Consider the following 20,373-nt stretch of genomic DNA (forward strand, 5'->3'; position numbering starts at 1 on the left):
ATTAATGATTTTGCAATAAGTCGGTCAAATGATGGGTTTCATCACTGACGCGTTCTTCGATGAGTTTGCTGAAATACAAACCGGCGATGGCGATTACCATGCCGGCCATCGTCGGTATGGTGGCCTGGGACACTCCGTCGGCCATGGCTCTTGCATTGCCGCTGCCGGTCACCGCCATCACATCGAACACATGGATCATGCCGTTGACGGTTCCGAGCAAACCCAGCAATGGGCAGATATTGACCAACATTTTGATAATCGGCACGGTTTTGTTCATCGTGATTTTGGCTTCGGAAATAATACCGCTACGAATGTGGCGAGCGTGCAGGGAGCATTTGTCGGCACGCTGTTGCCATTGTTCCAACCAGGCCCGACGCAACGCCGGATAAGAAAGGCGGAAAAACAGCAGGCGTTCGATGATCAAACACCACAGGCAAATCGAAACCAACAATATAAAGGATAAGACCGGACCTCCCGCGGCCAGGAATTGCTCGACAGCATTGATTTGCGTGCTGAGAAACTCCATTATTTTCCGGCGCGTCGACTGACGATACCCGCACTTTGTTCGTCCAAAATCTGTACCAGCATGCGGCTGCGCGAGGCGACCAGGCTGTGCAGAAACAATAAAGGGATAGCCACGCACAACCCCAGCATGGTGGTGACCAGAGCCTGAGATATGCCGCTGGCCATCAATTTCGGATCTCCCGTTCCGAACAAACTGATCGATTGAAAGGTTGCGATCATGCCGGTCACCGTACCCAGCAGTCCCAACAGTGGCGCGACAGCCGCCAGTAACTTGATCATCGACACCCCTTTTTCCAGAGCCGGCACCTCTCGGGTAATCGCTTCATCCAGCAACAATTCCAAGGTTTCGGTATCTTCATTGCTCGATTTCTCGCCGGCCGCAATAACCCGGCCCAATGGATTGTCGGTCGCGACCTTATCGGAATTGATTTGTTGCTGCATTTTACGTCCAACCACGGTCAAATAAATCAACCTGGCCAATGCATAAACCAGGCCGAAAGCACCCAACAATAAAATGATATAACCGATGACACCGCCTTGATCGATCCGTTCCACGGTATTCGGCGTTTGAATCAGCATACTCAATATCACGCCCCGAGTCGGGTCGATACCGACGGCGACAGGCCCTTTCTTGGAGTTCGTCAAATTTTCCGCCAACTTTAAATATTTATCTTCCGGCTGCCTCGCCAATTCGGACAGTTTGCCGGTTTCCGATAAATAGCGTAGATAATGGCCGTCGGCCAAGGCATTGAAAGTGCCGATACGGATTACCTTGGCTTCACGCGGTTCGCCCGACGCGGTCTGGATCTGACTATCGAAACTGACCACCTTGGCCGATTCGGTCATTTCCTGCTGCAGAGTAAACCATAAAGTTTCCAATTGCTCGATGGTCGGCAACGCCTTGCTGTTAGCGATTTCATCGAGTTGTTGCAAGCGTCCCGGAAATTGGGCGGATATGATCGAATTAGTCAAATCCGCCTTTAAATCACCGGCCGCCTGACGGGCAACGCCGAACAGTTCGCCCAGCTCACCGCTACGGTTCTTCAGCTCGCCCTCCAATTCGAGCAATTGTTGTTCGTTCGCCTCAAGCTTCGCTTTCAATTGTTTACTCAATTGCTGTTGTCTACTCAAAGCCGACTGAGCATCCTGCAATAATTGCTGTTGCTTGACTTTTTCCGCCAAAAATTCAGCCTCCCTGGCCCGGTTGATTTTAGCTTCCACACCCTGGCTTTTTTTGACTTCGCGCAACAATTGGTCCAAATCCAGATGTTCGGCTAACGCGGTTTGAACAATAAAACAAAGAGAAATCAGAATAAACTTTTTCATTGGCCCGCCTCCACTGCAGGAATAGGAAGGGTTAATAAATCCGGCGCCGCTTCTTTTCTGGCGATACGCAAGCCATTACGGATGGCGTTGCGATAATCCGATGGCAACACTTGCCATTGTTTCGTTTCCTTATTCCAATACCCGGTCTCGCTACCGTCCAGACGCTGGTAATACAATGCGATACGACCGAGGCGGAGAAAATCCACCGAACTTTTTACGCCATTTAATTCCAGGTCGCCGCGGTAAGCCTCGATCGTTTTACCGTAATCGTTTTCGATTTGATAGGCTTCCAAAATGCGGCGAAACTTTTCGGCATTGGTCACATCCGCCCTTACCACCATGGCTTTTAAATTAGCCAGCCGTTGTTGTCTTTCTTCCGCTAAAAAAGGGACATCCAATTGAATGAATTTATCCAAACTATCAAGCATACGGAGCAGCAACGGAACAATATCACGCTGTGTCGTTTCGATGTCTTGCAATTGCTGCTGCAAGGATTCTTTTTCTTGTTGCTGTGAATTCAACAAATCCTTTAAATGCTTGTTATAGGTTTGAAGACTCTTGGTCTGGTGGATCGCTGAACGGTATTGCTCCAACATCTGGCGAGTCTTCTCGCTCAATGCATCGATTTTTTTTTGCGACCGAATAGCCGCTTCATTTGTGGCGGCCTCCACTTTAATGGCCTGGCTAAGAGGTTCTGAATGCAATGGAGAAGAAGCAAACACACTGATCACCGACATGATCAACAGAGACTTCATGTTTGAAAAAGTCATAAATGATTCCAAATGTACGCAAATTAAATCCGAATCGAACCCATAATCTTAAACGGGGGTATGGTTTTTGACAAATCAGGCGAACTTTATCACAGCTAATATCCGCTTAATAATTTAAGCGCTTATTTGAGTAACATAACTCGACTAAAACAGTTAAAATAAACGGTTTAGAATAGATTCAGCAAACCATTTCGCTTACCTAATAAAACATGTTAAGTAAATACACAACCGATGATTTAAGAATTAGCGAGACAAAGGAAGTCGTTCCGCCGGTACAAGTCCACGATGAAATACCGATGACCGACGAGGCGGCCCAAACTACGCTGGAAGCACGTCAGGCCATACATAACATCTTGACTGGCGATGATGATCGTTTGCTGGTTGTGATCGGTCCCTGCTCGATTCACGACACCAAGGCAGCCTTGGAATACGCGCAACGTCTGAAAGTAATCAAAGATCGTCTACAAGACGATCTGCTGATTGTCATGCGGGTTTATTTTGAAAAACCGCGCACCACTGTCGGCTGGAAAGGCCTGATAAACGACCCGGAACTAAATTCCAGTTTCAATATCAATAAAGGTTTGCGCATCGCCAGACAATTGTTGTTGGATGTCAACAATATAGGCATGCCGGCGGCGACTGAATACCTGGATTTGATTACACCGCAATATGTTTCCGATCTGATCGCCTGGGGTGCTATCGGAGCCCGGACCACGGAAAGCCAGGTTCACCGCGAACTGTCATCCGGTTTATCTTGCCCGGTGGGTTTTAAGAATGCCACCGATGGCTCATTTAAAATTGCCATCGATGCGATCCGCGCGGCCATGAGCCCGCATCACTTCCTATCGGTCACCAAGGAAGGGCGTTCGGCGATTTTTTCGACCAAAGGTAACGAAGATGCTCATATCATCTTACGAGGAGGCAATAATGCCCCCAATTACGATGCCATCCACGTCGAACAAGTCGCGGAAGGTTTGCAAGAAGCCGGCTTACGGCCCAATATCATGATCGATTTCAGCCATGCCAACAGCCTGAAACAATTTCAGCGGCAATTGGTGGTAGCCGAAGACGTCGGTCAACAAATCGCTCAAGGCGACAGCCGCATTATCGGCGCGATGGTCGAAAGCCATCTCAAGGCCGGCCGCCAGGATGTCGTCGAAGGCAAGCCACTGGTTTACGGGCAAAGTATTACCGACGGCTGCCTGGGCTGGAACGATACCGAGAAATTATTGACCAATCTCGCCGAAGCCGTGCAACAGCGGCGTACTGTAGAAAAATAGTTAGAGTTAAGTTATGAAAATATCCGTAAATGGGGAGACCAAAGAATACGCCGAATCAACATCAGTCGCCGATGTCGTGGCTGATCTGGGTTTGACCGGCAAACGTATCGCCGTGGAGTTGAACAAGGAAATCCTACCTTTCGATCAATACAATGCCAAATCCTTGCAAGACAACGACCGTTTGGAAATCGTCCAGGCGATCGGCGGGGGCCAGGATGATTCATTTACCATTGCCGGCCATCGTTATAAATCGAGATTATTGGTCGGTACCGGTAAATACAAAGACCTGGAAGAAACCCGTTTGGCGATCGAAGCCAGTGGCGCCGAAATCGTCACTGTAGCGATTCGCCGCACCAATATCGGCCAAAATCCCGATGAGCCGAATCTGCTGGATGTGGTTTCTCCGGATAAATATACCATCCTGCCCAATACCGCCGGTTGTTTTACCGCCGAAGATGCCGTTAGGACTTGTCGATTGGCTCGGGAACTGCTGGGCGGGCATAAATTGGTCAAGCTGGAAGTGCTGGCCGATCAACAAACCCTGTTTCCCGATGTCGCCGAAACCTATGTCGCCGCCGAGTTGTTGGTCAAGGAGGGTTTCGATGTAATGGTTTACACGAATGACGATCCCATCGCCGCGAAAAGACTGGAAGAAATCGGCTGTGTCGCCGTCATGCCGTTGGCGGCGCCAATCGGATCGGGATTGGGGATTCGCAACCCCTATAATATATTGACCATCGTCGAAAACGCCAATGTGCCCATTCTGGTCGATGCCGGCGTCGGCACCGCTTCCGATGCGGCGATCGCGATGGAACTAGGCTGCGATGGCGTCCTGATGAATACCGCCATCGCCGCGGCAAAAAATCCGGTACTGATGGCATCGGCGATGAAAAAAGGTATCGAAGCGGGCAGAGAAGCTTATTTGGCCGGTCGCATGCCGAGAAAACGCTTTGCTTCGGCTTCATCCCCTATCGATGGATTGTTTCTTTAAGTAAATATCGGCCGGGTTGCCGTTCGGCAACCCGCCTTCTCAGCCAGTTTCTTGACATGATCAATCCGCAGCGAATCGACCCCGCCCGCATCCGTAGTTATATTCGTCGTCAAGGTCGTACCACCGTCGGCCAGCAAATGGCATTGGACAATTATTGGGATAAATATTGTCTGGACCCAGCCTTGAATCATGATTTCTCCCAGGTTTTCACCCGTCGAGCGCCGTTAATCGTCGAGATTGGTTTCGGCAATGGTGAAAGCTTGGCGGCGATGGCGGAAAACAATCCCGACTTTAACTATTTGGGAATCGAAGTACATCGTCCTGGCGTCGGCCATTTGATGTTGCTGCTCGAGCAAAAACAATTAAGCAATGTCAAAATTTATCATCACGATGCGATCGAAATCCTGGAACATAAAATCCCCGATCACTATTTGGCTGGGGTCCATTTATTTTTTCCAGACCCTTGGCATAAAAGAAAACATCATAAACGCAGGATCGTACGCCCTGCCTTTGTCGAGTTATTAAACAAAAAACTACAACCGGGCGGCTATTTTCACGCGGCGACGGATTGGCAAGATTACGCCAAAGACATGCTGTCCATTCTTAATACCGATAACGGCCTGAAGAATACCAGTCCGACTGGTGATTTTTGTCCACGCCCGGATTACCGGCCGTTAACTAAGTTTGAACACCGAGGATTGCGTTTAGGGCACGGTGTTTGGGATTTGATATTCAAGAAAATCTGATTGGCTGGCATGCCTTGAAAAGCATATCCTTTACGTTTCGGTAACAGCCAAGTATGACGAATTCGTTGTTAACGTTTACAAATAAAAAGCATTCAGCACGAAATATTGTTAAACACTGAATGCTAATTTAATATTTGGGGTAATTTTTCAGGAAACGGCTTCCAACGGCTCTTCTTCCAGCTGAGTATTGTATGCTTCGAAATGCATTGCTTTGATAATCGTCATCAATTCCTTGCGTTGCATACGAAGCTGTTCCAATTCACCCTCGAGGTGGCTGATATTTTCCGCCACGCTGCCTTTTGAATCGCTGATCTTGCGCAGCATTTGCAACCGGCTTTCAATCTGTTTTTTATGATCCTTGATCTGATGCATTAATGGCGTCAGCACGCTATTACTCCAGGTGGTGGCATCCTTATGCGCCTGTTGCATAATCGAACGGGCTTTGGCTATCAATGTACTGTAAAGCTTATTGATGACAATGCTTTGTTCAGTCATCGTTGTTTTAGCACTGGTGCGGAAGGATTCCCCCTCCTCGAAAATTTGCTCCAATTCGAACTGGTATTGTTTGATGGAAAACAATTGCGGTTCTATTTCCTTGAATCCGTATTCGTCCTGGAATTTTTTATGGATGGCCTTGACCAGACGACGGGTTTCATTCGTGATATCGACCGAATCCTGCAACAAGTCGCGCAACTCATCGAATAACTTGCGAATGTTCTGCTTCATGCCATAAGTGGTGAGGCTTTTACTCATGTCATGACGGGTGGCCTTGATGATTTCATCGATTCTTTCCTTGGCGAATGAATCGATCAACATTTTCGCCTGTACCGTAAAAACCTTGCGACTGGCCTGGAAGTTTTCTACATTGGCCATGTAGGCATTTTGCCGATCACGCGTCTCGGCCATCAGCTTGCCGGTCATTTCCTCGTTTTCGAAATCGATTTGCTTGAATTCCTCCAATTGCTTGGTGGCATTTCTGATCTTGGTATTGATCAAATTAGAGGATTCGCTCACCAGAAAACCGATGTCCTTGACCACGGCATCCATCAACAATTGGCGCCGTTGCTGAAGAATGTCGTCGGATAAATAACTTTCCAATTTATCGAGACGGCTTTTTGTCAACAGTTCCTCGTCGGATTTGACCTTAGCCAATAACGCTTGCTTGGCCGATACCGGAAAAATAACCTCTTTATCCAAGCCTAATATGGAGGCGGATGTTTCGATCTGTTTCTTGATCGCTTCTTCATATCCTTGTTCACCGGCGAGATCGTCCCACATCGAATCGATTTTATTCATCACGACGGCAAGACCTTGCTTGCTATGTCCTCTGGAACCGCAAACGTGATTTTTCCACATCTCAAGATCGCTTTTGGTCACGCCGGTATCGGCAGCCAAGACAAAAATAATGGCTTGGGCGCTCGGCAACATGCTCAAGGTCAACTCGGGCTCGGTTCCCAATGCATTTAGCCCCGGTGTATCGAGAATACACAAACCTTGTTTCAATAAATCATGAGGAAAGCTGATCAGGGCATGTCGCCAACAGGGAATCTCGACAGTCTCCGGATTAATGATTCCTTGCTCGGCTGCCTCCCGTTCATTCCATAACCCCAATTTGTCGGCCGTTTCCCTGGGTACTTTCTTGGTCGCGACCAATTCCTTGAAGGCTTCCTGCATTTGGCTGGGAGAATCGCAATTAAGATCGATCTGCGTCCAGCGTTCCGGATTGCGTTTGTATTCGACTAAGGAAAGATCCTCTAAACGACTTTCGATATTGAGCAAACGGATATAGCTGCCGCCTTCTTCGTCCCAGAATAATTCGGTAGGCGACATCGTCGTCCTGCCGGGAGAGGACGGCAGTAATCTAACACCGGTTTCGGCAAAGAACAGCGAATTGATCAGTTCGGTCTTGCCGCGCGAGAATTCTGCCGCGAATGCTAATGTCACACGATCGGATTGCAAGCCATTGACTATTTTCAGCAGAGTATCGGTGCTATGAGGATCACTGTATTTATAGCGACTGCGCCATTCTGTGTACATTTCGATGGCTTGAACCAATTGATCGCGCCATTGCGAATATTCATGCAGTTGATCTTTAAATTCCAGATTCCTCATGGCAAGCCTTTTTCTGATGACTGTACTGGGTAAAATTTATTCGGTTTGTTAGCAAAATTGCCTGTTTTTATGTCCAATAATTGTAGACTAAATATCCAGAACTGTTAGTGTTGCGTGGATTTTTATATGCCATAGTGTTGACGATATTCACGAATTATTTTCAACTGCAGGTCCGAATTGTCGTCCAGTTCAAGAAATTCGATAATATCCGCCAACGATATGATAGCCAGGACCGGTATATTATAATTATCGCTCACTTCTTGAACCGCCGATTTTTCATTTTGGCCTTTTTCCTGCCGATCCAGCGCAATCAACACGCCGGCCGGTTCCGCCCCATTCCGCCTTATGATGTCAACCGACTCGCGCACCGAGGTTCCAGCAGTGATCACGTCATCCAGAATCAAAACCTTCCCTTGCAGCGGCGATCCGACAATGACTCCTCCCTCGCCGTGGTCTTTGGCTTCCTTGCGGTTGAACGCAAATGGAATATCCTGCCTGATCCTTGAATAGGCGATAGCGGTGGCACTGACCAATGGAATCCCTTTGTAGGCGGGCCCATAGAGCACGTCGACCGGCAGACCCGACTCCACCAAGGCCTGGGAATAAAATTGACCCAATTTATCCAACTGAGCGCCCGTATTGAACAAGCCGGTATTAAAAAAGTAAGGACTGGTACGGCCGGATTTCAGTTGAAACTGACCGAATTTCAGGACGCCGCAATCCAATGCGTATTGAATGAATTCTTTCTGGTAATCAAGCATGTTATTAACAAATCAGTAGATAATTAATATAAGAGTGCCTGGGCAATCGCTGGCATCGTTTAATAAATAGCCGCGATGCAAAGACGCGGAATAATTATACTCAGGCGATGAATTTTTCCAGAATACTATCGAGAAAATTCCAGCCACGTTCGCTGCAACGGTAAATTTCGTTATCGTAAATCAGCAACCCGGCGTTAACACATTCCGATAACGCCGGTTCCAATGTCTCCATGCCCAAGCCGGTGACCGCCCGATAATGTTTCGCGGTAAATCCGCTTTTCAGACGCAAGTGATTCATGACGAATTCCAACGGCAATTGTGCGATATCGATCTTGACACTGCTTTTCGAATCCTGTTGTTGCAGATAGTGTTCAGGTCTTTTACTTTTCATCGTCCGAATAATGTTATCCGGCAAGGCAAGGCTGATTTTACCGTGGGCACCGGCACCGATTCCCAAATAATCGCCGAAGCGCCAATAATTCTGATTGTGCCGGCATATTTTTCCTTGTTGCGCATAGGCCGATATTTCATATTGTCGATAACCCTGTTCGGACAATAATCGCTGACCTGCTTGCTGGAAACGATAAATATCTTCATCTTGCGGCAAGCTAGGCGGAAATTTATGAAACCAGGTGTTCGGCTCCAGCGTCAATTGATAATAGGAAATGTGTGCTGGCGACAGCTTAACGGCCGTTTCAACATCTTCGATCGCCTCGTGCAAGGACTGGCCAGGAAGACCGAACATTAAATCCAGATTGATATTGTCGAAACCGGATCGAAAAGCCATCTCGACCGCGCGCATCGCCTCGGCAGAATTATGCACCCGGCCCAGCGTTTTCAAATGACGGTCATTGAAACTCTGTATACCGATGGATAAGCGGTTAATACCGATCCGGCGAAAATCGGCAAATTTGTCGCTTTCGAAGGTACCGGGATTCGCCTCCAGCGTAATCTCCAAATTTTCCGCCAATAACGCCTGTTTTTGTATGCCGTTCAGCAATCGCTCCATGGCTTGGGCAGAAAACAAACTGGGCGTCCCTCCGCCGATAAATATCGTTTCGATCGGCCGATTTATCTCCCATTCTTCGATGTCGCGCTGCAAATCGTTTAAAAGGGTGTCTATATAAACAGTTTCCGGCAGCGGCTCTTTCATGGCATGGGAATTAAAATCACAATAGGGGCATTTTTGGATACACCAGGGAATGTGAATATATAAGCCCAGAGTTGGCAAAGGTTGGGTTAATAATCTGTTCATTATATAAAGTCTATCATCAGCCTGCTTTTGTTTGGCGGTTTGTGAAAACAGTGCCAGAATAAAAACTGAGTTGTCCTGGATTTCAATACCGAAATCCAGGACGTATCGCCCATTTGCTTGGGAACAAACCGAGAAGTTAATGATATCCGGAAAACGTTTCTGGCTACTGTTATTTACCGCGCTACTGATCTTGCTAGCTTATGCCTTTTGGCATAAGCCCAAAGCGGTGGCCGTCAAGATCTATCGCGTCGCGCCGGGTGAGGTAAAAGAAACCGTGGCCAACACTCGGGTCGGTACCGTCAAGGCCTGCCGCCGCACTTATCTGGCCCCGGCAACGGGCGGCCAGGTTGCGAAACTGCACGTCCGGGAAGGCGATAAGGTCAAACCGAATCAATTATTACTGGAAGTCTGGAACCAGGATTTGAAGGCTCAGGTTGATTTGCAACAAGCGCAGATCAAAAGCGCTCGCGCCAATGCCAACCAGGCCTGTGTGTTGGCCGCCGGCGCAAAACGGGAAGCGGTCAGATTGGCCAAACTGCAAAAAATCAATCAACTCGTCTCTGAAGAGCAAGTAGACCAGGCCGTCACCGATGCGGACGCCAAACGCGCTTTTTGTCATGCCTCAAACATCGAAATCGAGGTCGGCCAAGCAAAATTAAAGATGGCAGAGGCTGCTGTCGAACGCACGTTGGTAACAGCTCCGTTTGCCGGCGTCGTTGCCGAAATCAATGCCGAACTGGGCGAATTCGTCACGCCTTCACCGCCCGGCATTCCAACCTTGCCGCCCATCGACCTGCTGGATATCAGCTGTTTGTATGTGTCGGCGCCGATCGATGAAGTCGACGCACCGAAACTGAAAACCGGTATGCAGGCCTTTGTCTCGTTGGATGCATTTGCCGAAAAACGATGCTCCGGAACGGTAAGCCGAATCGCACCTTACGTTTTGGAAAAGGAAAAACAAGCCCGTACCGTGGAAGTGGAAGTCAAACTCACCGACCCCGAGGACCTGGCCGCCTTGCTGCCCGGTTATAGCGCGGATATCGAAGTTTTGTTGGCAAAAAAGGACAACGCCTTGCGCATTCCCACCGAAGCGGTGTTGGAAAACAATCGAGTATTGCTACTTGACGCCGACGGTCTCCTGGTGGAACGTAGTTTCCAGCCTGGCCTGGCTAACTGGAGTTTTACCGAAGTGTTATCCGGCCTGCAAAAGGGCGACAAAGTAGTGCTGTCGGTCGGCCGCGAAGGGGTTGCGGCCGGCGTCCATGCAGTCGAAGAACGATGATCGAACTGGAAAATATCAATCGATTTTTTCAAGTGGGCGAGCAAACCGTGCATGCGCTCGATAACATCAATTTGTCCATTCAAGACGGCGAATATCTATCGGTCATGGGGCCGTCCGGTTCCGGTAAGTCGACCTTGTTAAATATCATTTCCTTGCTCGACAAACCCTCCTCCGGCACTTACCGCTTGAATGGACAAAATGTCACCGGTTTTGATGACAATCGTCTGGCTCAGGTAAGGCGGGAAAATATTGGTTTTATCTTTCAGTTTTTTCATTTGATCCCCAGGCTCAGTGCCGCTGAAAACATCGAAATGCCGATGATACTGGCCGGTATTCCCAAAAATGAACGCCGACAACGGGTCATCGCCGCGCTTGATACCGTGGCATTGAGCGACAGGGCCGAACACCGCCCCGACCAATTGTCCGGCGGACAACGCCAACGTGTCGCCATTGCCCGGGCCACTATCATGAATCCCTCGATCTTGCTGGCGGATGAACCGACCGGTAACCTGGATACGCATTCCGGTCTGGAAATCATCGAGTTGATGGAACGATTAAACCAACAGGGAGTCACGTTGCTGGTTATCACGCATGATCCTGCACTAGGAGAACGTGCCGGCAGGCGGATTCGTATCGTCGACGGCCGAATAGTCTAGCCGTGTTAGTCAAAGACATTTTCTCTCAGGCATTAACCGCTGTCTTGACCCAACCCCTGCGCGCATCGCTGATCGTGCTGGCGATGAGCATCGGCATCAGTTCCGTCACAATCTTAACCGCGTTAGGCGAAAGCGCGCGGCTTTATGTCGTGAATGAATTCGAATCCCTGGGCACGCATTTGCTGATCATTCTGCCAGGCCGCAACGAAACCACCGGCGGTCAACCGCCCATCTTCGGCGAAACCCCGAGAGACTTAACCCTGGAAGATGCGGAAGCGGTGGCCGCCAGTCCATATATCGCGGCTACGGCTCCCGTGTCTGTCGGTTCGGCGCCTGTTTCCATTTTCGGTCTGGAACGGGAAAGCTCAATTTTAGGATCGACAGCGGCACTGCGCAGCGTCAGACATTTGGATATGGCGCAAGGCCGCTTCCTACCAAAAATCGATATCGACAAAGCCGTACCGGTCTGCGTGATAGGCCAAACCATCAAAGCGGAATTGTTTGCCGGAAAGCAGGTATTAGGCCAATGGCTACGCATCAACGACCGACGTTTTCAAATCATCGGTGTATTGGCTGAACAAGGCCAATCGATCGGTGTCGGTTTGGATGAAGTAGTGATCGTTCCCGTCGCATCGGCGCAAATACTGTTCAACAATCACTCCCTATTCCGACTGCTCGCGGAGGCGAAATCGAAGCAAGCCATGTATCAAGCGGAAGAGCATATCCGCAAAATCATCAAACAACGGCACGAGGGCGAAGACGATATCACCATTATCACCCAAGACAGCGTCGTCAGAACTTTCGACGATATCCTGACGGCATTGACATTGACGGTAACCAGCATCGCCAGTATCAGCCTGTTAGTGGCGGGCGTGTTGGTCATGAATGTGATGTTGGTCAGTGTGACACAACGCACTGCGGAAATCGGCTTGCTCAAAGCATTAGGAGCAACACGCTCACAACTGCAATGGCTTTTTTTGGCTGAAGCGGCCATTTTATCCCTGGCCGGTGCACTGTTGGGCATGTTGCTTGGCAAACTCATATTGGTCCTGATCCAAACTGTTTACGCCGACTTCCCGTTGGTCCTGCCGCTCTGGGCGCTCTTCGCGGCTGTTGCCGTCGCCGTTTTCACCGGAATATTGTTCGGCGTGCTTCCGGCCCGAAAGGCGGCGGATTTAGACCCGATCATGGCGTTGTCTAAACGCTGAAAAAGCCGTTCATAGCCACAACACATACAATCAACACCCGACTGTTTGTGCAGAAGCTGTTATATTCTGCTCGAAAAAGTTGTGGATAAGTTGTAGTGAAAATCGATGTTTGAGTTATCCACAACCTAGCCAACAACTTGAACCAGCTTTGATCAACATTGTTTATAACATATCATTTTATTGATTTTATTATTAAAAAAAGAGTTATCCACAGAATTTTGGTGACTTAATAACAATAATAAAGTTAAAATATCTATCTTGTTGTTATTAACCGATACAACAAATTCTTGTTAGACCCTATTGGCCATATGATGGCTGTCCCCCCGAATCTTACCCATTGAAGCACACTGATAAATGAGCGCTATCTGGAATAATTGTCTTGCCAAACTCGAACATGAAATCCCTTCGTCCGATTTCAGCACCTGGATCAGACCGTTGCAGGCTGTGGAAAGCAATGAAAAGTTAAGATTATTGGCACCGAATCGATTCATCATCGATCATGTCAAACAACATTTTCTTGCCAAGATCGAAGATGCCGTGTATGAGTTTTCCAATGGCACGCTGGTTTTACAATTCGAAATCGGCAGCAAAAAGGCGCCGGCCATTAAACCTCCACCCAGTGTGGGAAAAACGCCTGCGCAAAAAAAGAAACTGCCTAACTTTTTAAACAAGGCATTCACTTTCGACAGTTTTGTCGAAGGTAAATCGAATCAGTTGGCCCGGGCCGCTTCGGTGCAAGTCTCCGAAAATATCGGCAAGGCTTATAATCCCTTGTTTATTTATGGCAGTTCGGGCCTGGGCAAGACCCACTTGATGCATGCCATCGGTAATGCCGTGTTGGAACAAAACCCGTCGGCTAATGTCGTTTACCTGCATTCGGAAAAGTTCGTCCAGGATATGGTCAGGGCGTTACAGCAAAATACCATCAACAGTTTCAAGGATTATTACCGCAGCATCGATATTCTGTTGATCGACGATATTCAGTTTTTGGCGGGTAAAGAGCGTTCCCAGGAAGAGTTTTTCCACACCTTCAACAACCTGCTGGATAAAAAGCATCAGGTTGTATTGACCTGCGACAAGTACCCAAAAGAGATCGAAGGGCTGGAAGACCGTTTGAAATCTCGCTTCGGTTGGGGCTTGCCGGTGGCGATCGAGCCGCCGGATCTGGAAACGCGGGCGGCCATTTTGATAAAAAAAGCCAAATTGGTGAATGTCGAGCTGGATCAGGATGTCGCTTTTTTTATCGCCAAACGCATTCCTTCCAATGTCAGGGATTTGGAAGGGGCGTTGCGCCGAGTTGTCGCCAATTCGCAATTCACAGGACGGGAAATTACCATCGATTTTACCAAGGAAGCCTTGCATGATTTGATTTCCCTGCAGGACAAACTGGTCAGTATCGAAAATATCCAGAAAACGGTGGCCGAATATTTCAAGATCCGCGTGGCCGACTTATCTTCGAAAAACCGCAAACAATCGATCACCCGGCCGAGGCAGATCGCCATGTCGTTAGCCAGGGAATTGACTTCGCACAGTTATCCTGAAATCGGCGACGCTTTCGGCGGACGGGACCATACGACGGTGATCAATGCGTGCAAACGTATCGATGCGTTGAAGGAAAGCGATGTCAAAGTGTCGGAAGACTACCAAAACCTGTTGAGAACATTGTCACATTAATGGCGAAAAAGTTGTGGATAACTTGTCGTTAAACACACAGCTTGACTTATCCACAACTTTGCCAACAATTTACAACGCTATTTGGCAACATCGTTACGAACAAATCAATAATTTGATTTATAATAAATTTTTTAACTTTTCCACAGGCCGACCGTGGACTAATAACAGTAATAAATAAAATAATCTATGAAATTTATTATTAATAGGGATCAGCTTTTAACGCCGCTGCAGCATATCGTCAGTGTGATCGAAAAAAGGCAAACCATGCCGATTCTTTCCAATGTGTTAATCAATGCCAACGAAAATCAGTTGGTTTTGACTGGTACCGATCTTGAAATCCAGGTGGTCGCCAAAATCGATCTCAATGCCGATCAGCCCGGTTCCGTGACGGTACCGGCACGAAAATTTCTCGATATCTGCCGCTTGCTTCCAAACGAAGCGGAAATTAAGTTCGAACAGAAAGAAGACAAAGTCAAAGTCACTTCGGGGCGTGGTCGTTTCTCGTTAACGACGTTGCCGGCCGAAAATTATCCCGAATTTACCGAATCGGAATTCGATAACACGTTTGTGATCAATGCCGGCAAATTGAAAAAGGCCTTGGATAAGACGATTTTCTGCATGGCAAACCAGGATGTCCGCTATTATTTGAACGGTCTGTTATTGCATGTCAGCAATAGTCGACTGAAATTAGTCGCCTCGGATGGTCATCGTTTATCCATATACGATGACGATATTGGCGAAGCCACCGGTTATGAGTCCCGTATCATCGTGCCGAGAAAAGGCGTGCAGGAATTGAGCCGGCTGCTGGACGACTCCGATGCGGAAGCCACTATTCAGTTCTCCAATAACAATATCCGTATCTTCTATAAAGATCTGATTTTTTCCGCCAAGTTAGTCGATGCCAAATACCCGGATTTTAGCCGTGTGTTCGACCAACCGTTTCATAATCCGGTGTTGATACAAAAACAATTGCTGAAGGAAGCATTGACCCGCGTTTCCGTGTTGTCCAACGAAAAATTCAAGGGCGTCACGCTCGATATCAGCGATAACTTGATGAAAATCAGCACGCATAATCCGGAATACGATGAAGCCGAAGAAGAATTGGTGATGCAATATCAAGGCGAAAGCTTGTCGATCTCTTTCAATTCACAATATATGCTAGATGCCGTTTCCAATCTGGATTCCGAAATGGCGGTCATGACTTTCGCCAGCAATGCTAGCAGTTGTTTTATCGAAGAGCCGGATCAGTCGTTGTTTAAATTCATTGTCATGCCGATGCGTCTCTAATACATTCATGGCAATCGTGAAACTGGATATTCTGTCGGTCCGGAATATCCATAGGGCAACATTGTTGCCTTCCCCTTCCCTTAATCTAATCACCGGCGCCAACGCCAGCGGCAAGAGTTCCTTGCTCGAAGCGATTTTTATCCTGGGCCGGGCCCGCTCATTCAGGACGGCAAATATCAAACAGGCGATCGAATTCGAACAACCCGACTTAATCGTTTCCGCGCAAATCCAACAAACTGGTGGTCATCTTGCTCAACTGGGCATACAGATTAACCAGAAACACTGCGATATACACATCAATCGGGAAAGTAAAAAAAAATCCGATCTGGCTTATTCGTTACCCTTACAATTGATTCATCCGAAAAGCTATAAACTGCTGGATGCGGGGCCACAAATCCGCCGCGAGTTTATGGACTGGGGGATATTCAATCACAAGCAAAACTTTTTATCCGATTGGCGTAATTTTAAAAAAGTGTTATTGCAAAGAAACTCCTTGTTAAAGAGCCGGCAATTGAAACAACTGGGGGTATGGAATGGCAAGCTGGTGCAATACAGCGAACTCGTTACCACTTATCGCCAAGATTATTTACGCCTGTTGGAACCTGTTTTTCAACAAGTCGCTGAGCATTTTTTGACGAACGTGCAATTGCAACTTAAGTTTTTACCAGGCTACGATCGAGAGAAAGGGCTTTTGCACTTATTGCAGGGAGATCTTGAAAAAGACCTGCGCTATGGCTATACGCATAGCGGTCCCCATCGTTCCGATTTTCAATTGCTTTTCAATCAACGCATTGCCAAGGATTTCGTTTCCCGAGGGCAATTGAAATTACTCGTACTCGCGTTAAAGTTGGCCCAGGTCAAACTACTCAACCAATTCAACAATAACTCGGTTTGTATCTTAATCGACGATCTAACTGCTGAATTGGATACTTTAAACAAGGCAAAATTGTTAAAATATCTGGCTGGATTGAATTGCCAAGTATTCATGTCTTCTACCGAACTTTCCGATTTCGGTGAGCTTAACGATTCAATCGATTTGAAAGTGTTCCACGTGGAACATGGTTGTATTAAATCTTTATGATGTTTCACGTGGAACATAAAGCAGGTGGTTTAAAGAGCAATCATGTTCACCCTTTATCAATAAATACGGTAAAAACCTTATGAGTGAAAAAAACGATCAATACGATAGTTCCAATATTACGGTGCTAAAGGGACTGGATGCGGTTAGAAAACGCCCGGGAATGTACATCGGAGACACGGATGACGGCACCGGTTTGCATCATATGGTTTTTGAAGTGGTGGACAATTCGATCGACGAAGCCTTGGCCGGTTATTGCAAAGGGGTCGATGTGATCATTCATCAAGATGGATCGGTCACGGTAGCCGACGACGGTCGAGGTATTCCGGTCGATATTCATCCGGAAGAAGGGCGTTCGGCCGCCGAAGTGATTATGACGGTTCTACATGCCGGTGGAAAGTTCGACGATAACGCCTACAAGGTTTCGGGGGGGCTGCATGGTGTCGGTGTGTCTGTGGTCAACGCGTTATCGGAAGAAATGCTGTTGCAGATCCGCAAGAACGGCAAGCTTTATCAACAGAAATACCACATGGGAGAGCCGCTGGCGCCGTTAGAAGCGGTGGCCGACGCAGAAGGCAGCGGCACCCAGATTACTTTCAAACCCAGCAAGGAAACTTTTTCCGACGTAGAGTTTCACTACGACATACTGGCGAAACGATTGCGCGAATTGTCGTTCCTTAATTCAGGCGTCAGGATATCGTTGAAGGATGAGCGTAGCGGCAAGGAAGATGTGTTCGAATTCGAAGGCGGTATTAGCGCATTCGTACAGCACTTGAATAAAAACAAGACACCACTGTTCGAGGATGTGTTTCATTTCGTCGCAGAAAAAGACGGCGTAACGGTGGAAGTGGCCATGCAGTGGAACGACTCCTACCAGGAAAACATCTTCTGTTATACCAACAACATTCCGCAGCGCGACGGCGGTACTCACCTGGCGGGCTTCAGAGGCGCCTTGACCCGAACCATTAACCAATATATCGAAGCAAACGGCCTGGCGAAAAAAGAAAAGGTCGCCACCACCGGCGACGATGCTCGGGAAGGTTTGACGGCGGTCCTATCGGTCAAAGTGCCGGACCCGAAATTCTCCTCGCAGACTAAGGAAAAATTAGTTTCATCGGAAGTGAAGCCATTGGTGGAGTCCACCATGAATGAAAAGCTGCAGGAATTTTTGCTGGAACAACCTCAGATCGGTAAGACCATCGCCAACAAAATTATCGATGCGGCGCGGGCCCGGGAAGCGGCGCGCAAAGCGAGGGAAATGACCCGGCGTAAAACGACCCTGGATATCGCCGGTTTGCCGGGCAAACTGGCCGATTGCCAAGAAAAAGACCCGGCGTTGTCCGAATTATTCATCGTGGAGGGGGACTCGGCCGGCGGTTCCGCCAAACAGGGCCGGGATCGACGCACACAGGCGATTCTGCCGTTGAAGGGAAAGATTCTCAATGTGGAAAAAGCCCGCTTCGATAAGATGATTTCCTCCGACGAGGTCGGTACATTGATTACCGCTCTTGGCTGTGGTATCGGCAAGGAAGAATACGATATCGACAAGCTGCGTTACCACCGCATCATCATCATGACCGATGCCGATGTCGACGGCTCGCATATCCGTACCCTTCTGTTGACTTTCTTTTACCGACAAATGCCCGAATTGATCGAACGGGGACATATCTACATCGCCCAACCGCCGCTTTACAAAGTCAAGAAGGGCAAGCAGGAACATTACGTCAAGGACGATGCGCAGTTGAACCAATATCTGATCCAATTGGCTTTGGACAAGGCCCAATTGCAAACCGACGAGGATTCTCCGGTAATACAAGGGGCGGGACTGGAAAAACTGGCGACCGAGTACAGCGAAGTCATGATGGTCATCAATCGCCAGTCCAGACGTTATGACGATTTGTTCCTGGAGAGGCTGACGTATCTAGACCCTTTGAGCGATGAAATCAAACAGGATCGGGAGAAGTTTCAAGCATGGCTGGATCGCTTGCAACAACTGTTGCAACAGGGCGATCACAAGGCGGTTTTTACCTTGGAGTTGAATTACAACAATGCCGATGATTTCGATGTCACGGTCAAGAAAAGGCTGCACGGCGTCAGTAAAACTTTTGTATTAACCTCGGCATTTTTCAACAGTTCCGATTACAAGAAGATCGCCAAATACGCCTACGACACGGTCGGCATGTTCGGCGAGCGGTCTTTCATACGCATGGGCGAGAGACAACACCCGGTCAACAGTTTCAAGCAGGCCTTCGAGTGGATGATGCGCGAAGTCAAAAAAGGCCAGCATATCCAGCGCTACAAAGGGCTGGGCGAAATGAACCCTGAACAATTGTGGGAAACGACGTTGGACGCCAACAGCCGCCGCATGCTGCAAGTGACCATCGAGGACGCCATTGCAGCCGACGAGATCTTCACCACATTGATGGGCGACGTGGTCGAACCAAGGAGGGACTTCATTGTCAAGAACGCGTTGGATGTTTCTAATCTGGATGTGTAATAACAGTCGGATTCAAACATTTTAAATTAAACATGCAACAATACCTCGATCTACTGGAAAAAATTCTCAACGAAGGCAATCGGAAAGGCGACCGCACCGGCAGCGGTACCTTGTCGATCTTCGGTCATCAAATGCGCTTCAATCTGCAAGACGGTTTTCCGTTGGTGACGACCAAGAAGGTACATCTGAAATCGATTATTCATGAATTGCTGTGGTTTTTGAACGGCGATACCAATATCGTCTATTTGAATGAAAACGGCGTCAGTATTTGGGACGAATGGGCCGACGAGCGGGGCGAGTTGGGGCCGATCTATGGTTATCAATGGCGTTCGTGGCCCGCGCCTGACGGCGGGCATATCGATCAGATTGCGACCGTGATCAGGCAATTGCAGGAAACGCCGAATAGCCGGCGCATGATCGTCTCGGCCTGGAATGTGGCCGATCTGCCCGACGAGTCGGTCAGTCCGCAACAGAACGTCGCCAATGGCAAGATGGCCCTCGCCGCCTGCCACACCTTGTTTCAGTTTTATGTGGCCGACGGCAAGTTGTCCTGTCAGCTCTATCAGCGCAGCTGCGATACGTTCTTGGGCTTGCCGTTCAATATTGCCAGTTATGCATTATTGACGCATATGGTGGCTCAGCAGGCGAATTTGCAGGTAGGCGACTTTGTCTGGACCGGCGGCGATGTGCATTTATATCTGAATCATCTGGAGCAAGCGAAACTGCAATTGAGCCGAAAACCCTATCCGTTACCTAAATTGGTTATCAAAAGGAAACCAAAATCGCTATTCGACTATCGCTACGAGGATTTCGAGGTGGCCGACTATCGGTCTCATGCGCATATCAAGGCGCCGATATCGGTTTAGTTTGTTCTTAGGCAACCCCTGCATCACGATTGCCGGTAAAAAGATTCGGCAATCGTGGT

Annotated in this window: 17 protein-coding genes; 11 read left to right on the top strand and 6 right to left on the bottom strand. The window is 48.3% G+C overall.

The genetic code is table 11. From position 1 onward, the window contains the following. Position 1: 1 nt before the first annotated feature. From EP25_RS0113125 to EP25_RS0113135, 3 genes are read right to left on the bottom strand one after another with little or no spacing between them, the layout of a single operon-like run. Positions 2 to 526 (bottom strand): MotA/TolQ/ExbB proton channel family protein, encoded by a 525-nt coding sequence (locus EP25_RS0113125; protein WP_031434310.1) that lies wholly within the window; start codon positions 524 to 526, stop codon positions 2 to 4. Next, positions 526 to 1,851, bottom strand: coding sequence for a MotA/TolQ/ExbB proton channel family protein (locus EP25_RS0113130; protein ID WP_031434311.1), 1,326 nt, complete (start codon positions 1,849 to 1,851; stop codon positions 526 to 528). The genes EP25_RS0113125 and EP25_RS0113130 overlap by 1 nt, the downstream gene beginning before the upstream one ends. After that, positions 1,848 to 2,621 carry a DUF3450 domain-containing protein gene (locus EP25_RS0113135; RefSeq protein WP_051906670.1) on the bottom strand — a complete coding sequence of 258 codons (774 nt, stop codon included), beginning with the start codon at positions 2,619 to 2,621 and terminating at the stop codon, positions 1,848 to 1,850. Before EP25_RS0113135 ends, EP25_RS0113130 begins: the two co-directional genes overlap by 4 nt. A 209-nt stretch (positions 2,622 to 2,830) precedes the next feature. Here EP25_RS0113135 and aroG point away from each other — a divergent pair, with 209 nt between their 5' ends. The 3 genes from aroG to trmB are packed head-to-tail and all read left to right on the top strand — an operon-like array spanning position 2,831 to position 5,638. Continuing rightward, complete coding sequence (gene aroG / locus EP25_RS0113140) at positions 2,831 to 3,901, top strand: 3-deoxy-7-phosphoheptulonate synthase AroG (protein WP_031434313.1); 1,071 nt, start codon at positions 2,831 to 2,833, stop codon at positions 3,899 to 3,901. Positions 3,902 to 3,914: 13 nt separating this feature from the next. Then, positions 3,915 to 4,892: a sulfur carrier protein ThiS gene (gene thiS, locus EP25_RS0113145; RefSeq protein ID WP_031434314.1), complete on the top strand. Its 978-nt coding sequence runs from the start codon at positions 3,915 to 3,917 to the stop codon at positions 4,890 to 4,892. A gap of 56 nt (positions 4,893 to 4,948) precedes the next feature. Further along, positions 4,949 to 5,638 (top strand): tRNA (guanosine(46)-N7)-methyltransferase TrmB, encoded by a 690-nt coding sequence (trmB, locus tag EP25_RS0113150; protein WP_031434315.1) that lies wholly within the window; start codon positions 4,949 to 4,951, stop codon positions 5,636 to 5,638. A 147-nt stretch (positions 5,639 to 5,785) separates the two neighbouring features. Here trmB and EP25_RS0113155 read toward each other — a convergent pair whose 3' ends face one another. The 3 genes from EP25_RS0113155 to hemW form a co-directional block, all read right to left on the bottom strand. Beyond that, positions 5,786 to 7,750, bottom strand: a complete 1,965-nt coding sequence (locus EP25_RS0113155) for a dynamin family protein (protein ID WP_051906672.1) — start codon at positions 7,748 to 7,750, stop codon at positions 5,786 to 5,788. Between the two features lie 122 nt (positions 7,751 to 7,872). Beyond that, positions 7,873 to 8,511, bottom strand: coding sequence for an orotate phosphoribosyltransferase (gene pyrE, locus EP25_RS0113160; RefSeq protein ID WP_031434317.1), 639 nt, complete (start codon positions 8,509 to 8,511; stop codon positions 7,873 to 7,875). Between the two features lie 100 nt (positions 8,512 to 8,611). Continuing rightward, positions 8,612 to 9,766: a radical SAM family heme chaperone HemW gene (gene hemW, locus EP25_RS0113165; protein WP_031434318.1), complete on the bottom strand. Its 1,155-nt coding sequence runs from the start codon at positions 9,764 to 9,766 to the stop codon at positions 8,612 to 8,614. Positions 9,767 to 9,905: 139 nt separating this feature from the next. Between hemW and EP25_RS0113170 the strand changes: the two genes are divergently transcribed. From EP25_RS0113170 to thyA, 8 genes are all read left to right on the top strand, one after another. Beyond that, complete coding sequence (locus EP25_RS0113170; protein WP_031434319.1) at positions 9,906 to 11,048, top strand: efflux RND transporter periplasmic adaptor subunit; 1,143 nt, start codon at positions 9,906 to 9,908, stop codon at positions 11,046 to 11,048. Further along, entirely contained in the window at positions 11,045 to 11,704 is a 660-nt protein-coding gene (locus EP25_RS0113175; protein ID WP_031434320.1) for an ABC transporter ATP-binding protein, read from the top strand. Before EP25_RS0113170 ends, EP25_RS0113175 begins: the two co-directional genes overlap by 4 nt. Positions 11,705 to 11,706: 2 nt before the next feature. After that, positions 11,707 to 12,912 carry an ABC transporter permease gene (locus EP25_RS0113180; protein ID WP_031434321.1) on the top strand — a complete coding sequence of 402 codons (1,206 nt, stop codon included), beginning with the start codon at positions 11,707 to 11,709 and terminating at the stop codon, positions 12,910 to 12,912. A 354-nt stretch (positions 12,913 to 13,266) separates the two neighbouring features. Further along, positions 13,267 to 14,586 (top strand): chromosomal replication initiator protein DnaA, encoded by a 1,320-nt coding sequence (dnaA, locus tag EP25_RS0113185; RefSeq protein ID WP_031434322.1) that lies wholly within the window; start codon positions 13,267 to 13,269, stop codon positions 14,584 to 14,586. A 186-nt stretch (positions 14,587 to 14,772) separates the two neighbouring features. Then, positions 14,773 to 15,873: a DNA polymerase III subunit beta gene (dnaN, locus tag EP25_RS0113190; RefSeq protein ID WP_031434323.1), complete on the top strand. Its 1,101-nt coding sequence runs from the start codon at positions 14,773 to 14,775 to the stop codon at positions 15,871 to 15,873. A gap of 7 nt (positions 15,874 to 15,880) precedes the next feature. After that, positions 15,881 to 16,954, top strand: coding sequence for a DNA replication/repair protein RecF (recF, locus tag EP25_RS0113195; protein WP_031434324.1), 1,074 nt, complete (start codon positions 15,881 to 15,883; stop codon positions 16,952 to 16,954). 79 nt (positions 16,955 to 17,033) lie between these two features. Beyond that, entirely contained in the window at positions 17,034 to 19,448 is a 2,415-nt protein-coding gene (gene gyrB / locus EP25_RS0113200; protein WP_031434325.1) for a DNA topoisomerase (ATP-hydrolyzing) subunit B, read from the top strand. Between the two features lie 32 nt (positions 19,449 to 19,480). Next, positions 19,481 to 20,314, top strand: coding sequence for a thymidylate synthase (gene thyA / locus EP25_RS0113205; protein ID WP_031434326.1), 834 nt, complete (start codon positions 19,481 to 19,483; stop codon positions 20,312 to 20,314). Positions 20,315 to 20,373 lie beyond the last annotated feature (59 nt).

The sequence above is a fragment of the Methylomarinum vadi genome (genome assembly GCF_000733935.1).
Taxonomy (GTDB): domain Bacteria; phylum Pseudomonadota; class Gammaproteobacteria; order Methylococcales; family Methylomonadaceae; genus Methylomarinum; species Methylomarinum vadi.

What these genes read in the sequence shown, in the direction of transcription:
- hemW (WP_031434318.1), bottom strand. Translation starts at nt 9,766, where the DNA reads ATGAACAGATTATTAACCCAACCTTTGCCAACTCTGGGCTTATATATT.
- dnaN (WP_031434323.1), top strand. Translation starts at nt 14,773, where the DNA reads ATGAAATTTATTATTAATAGGGATCAGCTTTTAACGCCGCTGCAGCAT.
- EP25_RS0113155 (WP_051906672.1), bottom strand. Translation starts at nt 7,750, where the DNA reads ATGAGGAATCTGGAATTTAAAGATCAACTGCATGAATATTCGCAATGG.
- pyrE (WP_031434317.1), bottom strand. Translation starts at nt 8,511, where the DNA reads ATGCTTGATTACCAGAAAGAATTCATTCAATACGCATTGGATTGCGGC.
- thyA (WP_031434326.1), top strand. Translation starts at nt 19,481, where the DNA reads ATGCAACAATACCTCGATCTACTGGAAAAAATTCTCAACGAAGGCAAT.
- dnaA (WP_031434322.1), top strand. Translation starts at nt 13,267, where the DNA reads ATGAGCGCTATCTGGAATAATTGTCTTGCCAAACTCGAACATGAAATC.
- thiS (WP_031434314.1), top strand. Translation starts at nt 3,915, where the DNA reads ATGAAAATATCCGTAAATGGGGAGACCAAAGAATACGCCGAATCAACA.
- EP25_RS0113175 (WP_031434320.1), top strand. Translation starts at nt 11,045, where the DNA reads ATGATCGAACTGGAAAATATCAATCGATTTTTTCAAGTGGGCGAGCAA.
- EP25_RS0113135 (WP_051906670.1), bottom strand. Translation starts at nt 2,621, where the DNA reads ATGACTTTTTCAAACATGAAGTCTCTGTTGATCATGTCGGTGATCAGT.
- EP25_RS0113170 (WP_031434319.1), top strand. Translation starts at nt 9,906, where the DNA reads ATGATATCCGGAAAACGTTTCTGGCTACTGTTATTTACCGCGCTACTG.
- EP25_RS0113125 (WP_031434310.1), bottom strand. Translation starts at nt 526, where the DNA reads ATGGAGTTTCTCAGCACGCAAATCAATGCTGTCGAGCAATTCCTGGCC.
- recF (WP_031434324.1), top strand. Translation starts at nt 15,881, where the DNA reads ATGGCAATCGTGAAACTGGATATTCTGTCGGTCCGGAATATCCATAGG.
- gyrB (WP_031434325.1), top strand. Translation starts at nt 17,034, where the DNA reads ATGAGTGAAAAAAACGATCAATACGATAGTTCCAATATTACGGTGCTA.
- aroG (WP_031434313.1), top strand. Translation starts at nt 2,831, where the DNA reads ATGTTAAGTAAATACACAACCGATGATTTAAGAATTAGCGAGACAAAG.
- trmB (WP_031434315.1), top strand. Translation starts at nt 4,949, where the DNA reads ATGATCAATCCGCAGCGAATCGACCCCGCCCGCATCCGTAGTTATATT.
- EP25_RS0113130 (WP_031434311.1), bottom strand. Translation starts at nt 1,851, where the DNA reads ATGAAAAAGTTTATTCTGATTTCTCTTTGTTTTATTGTTCAAACCGCG.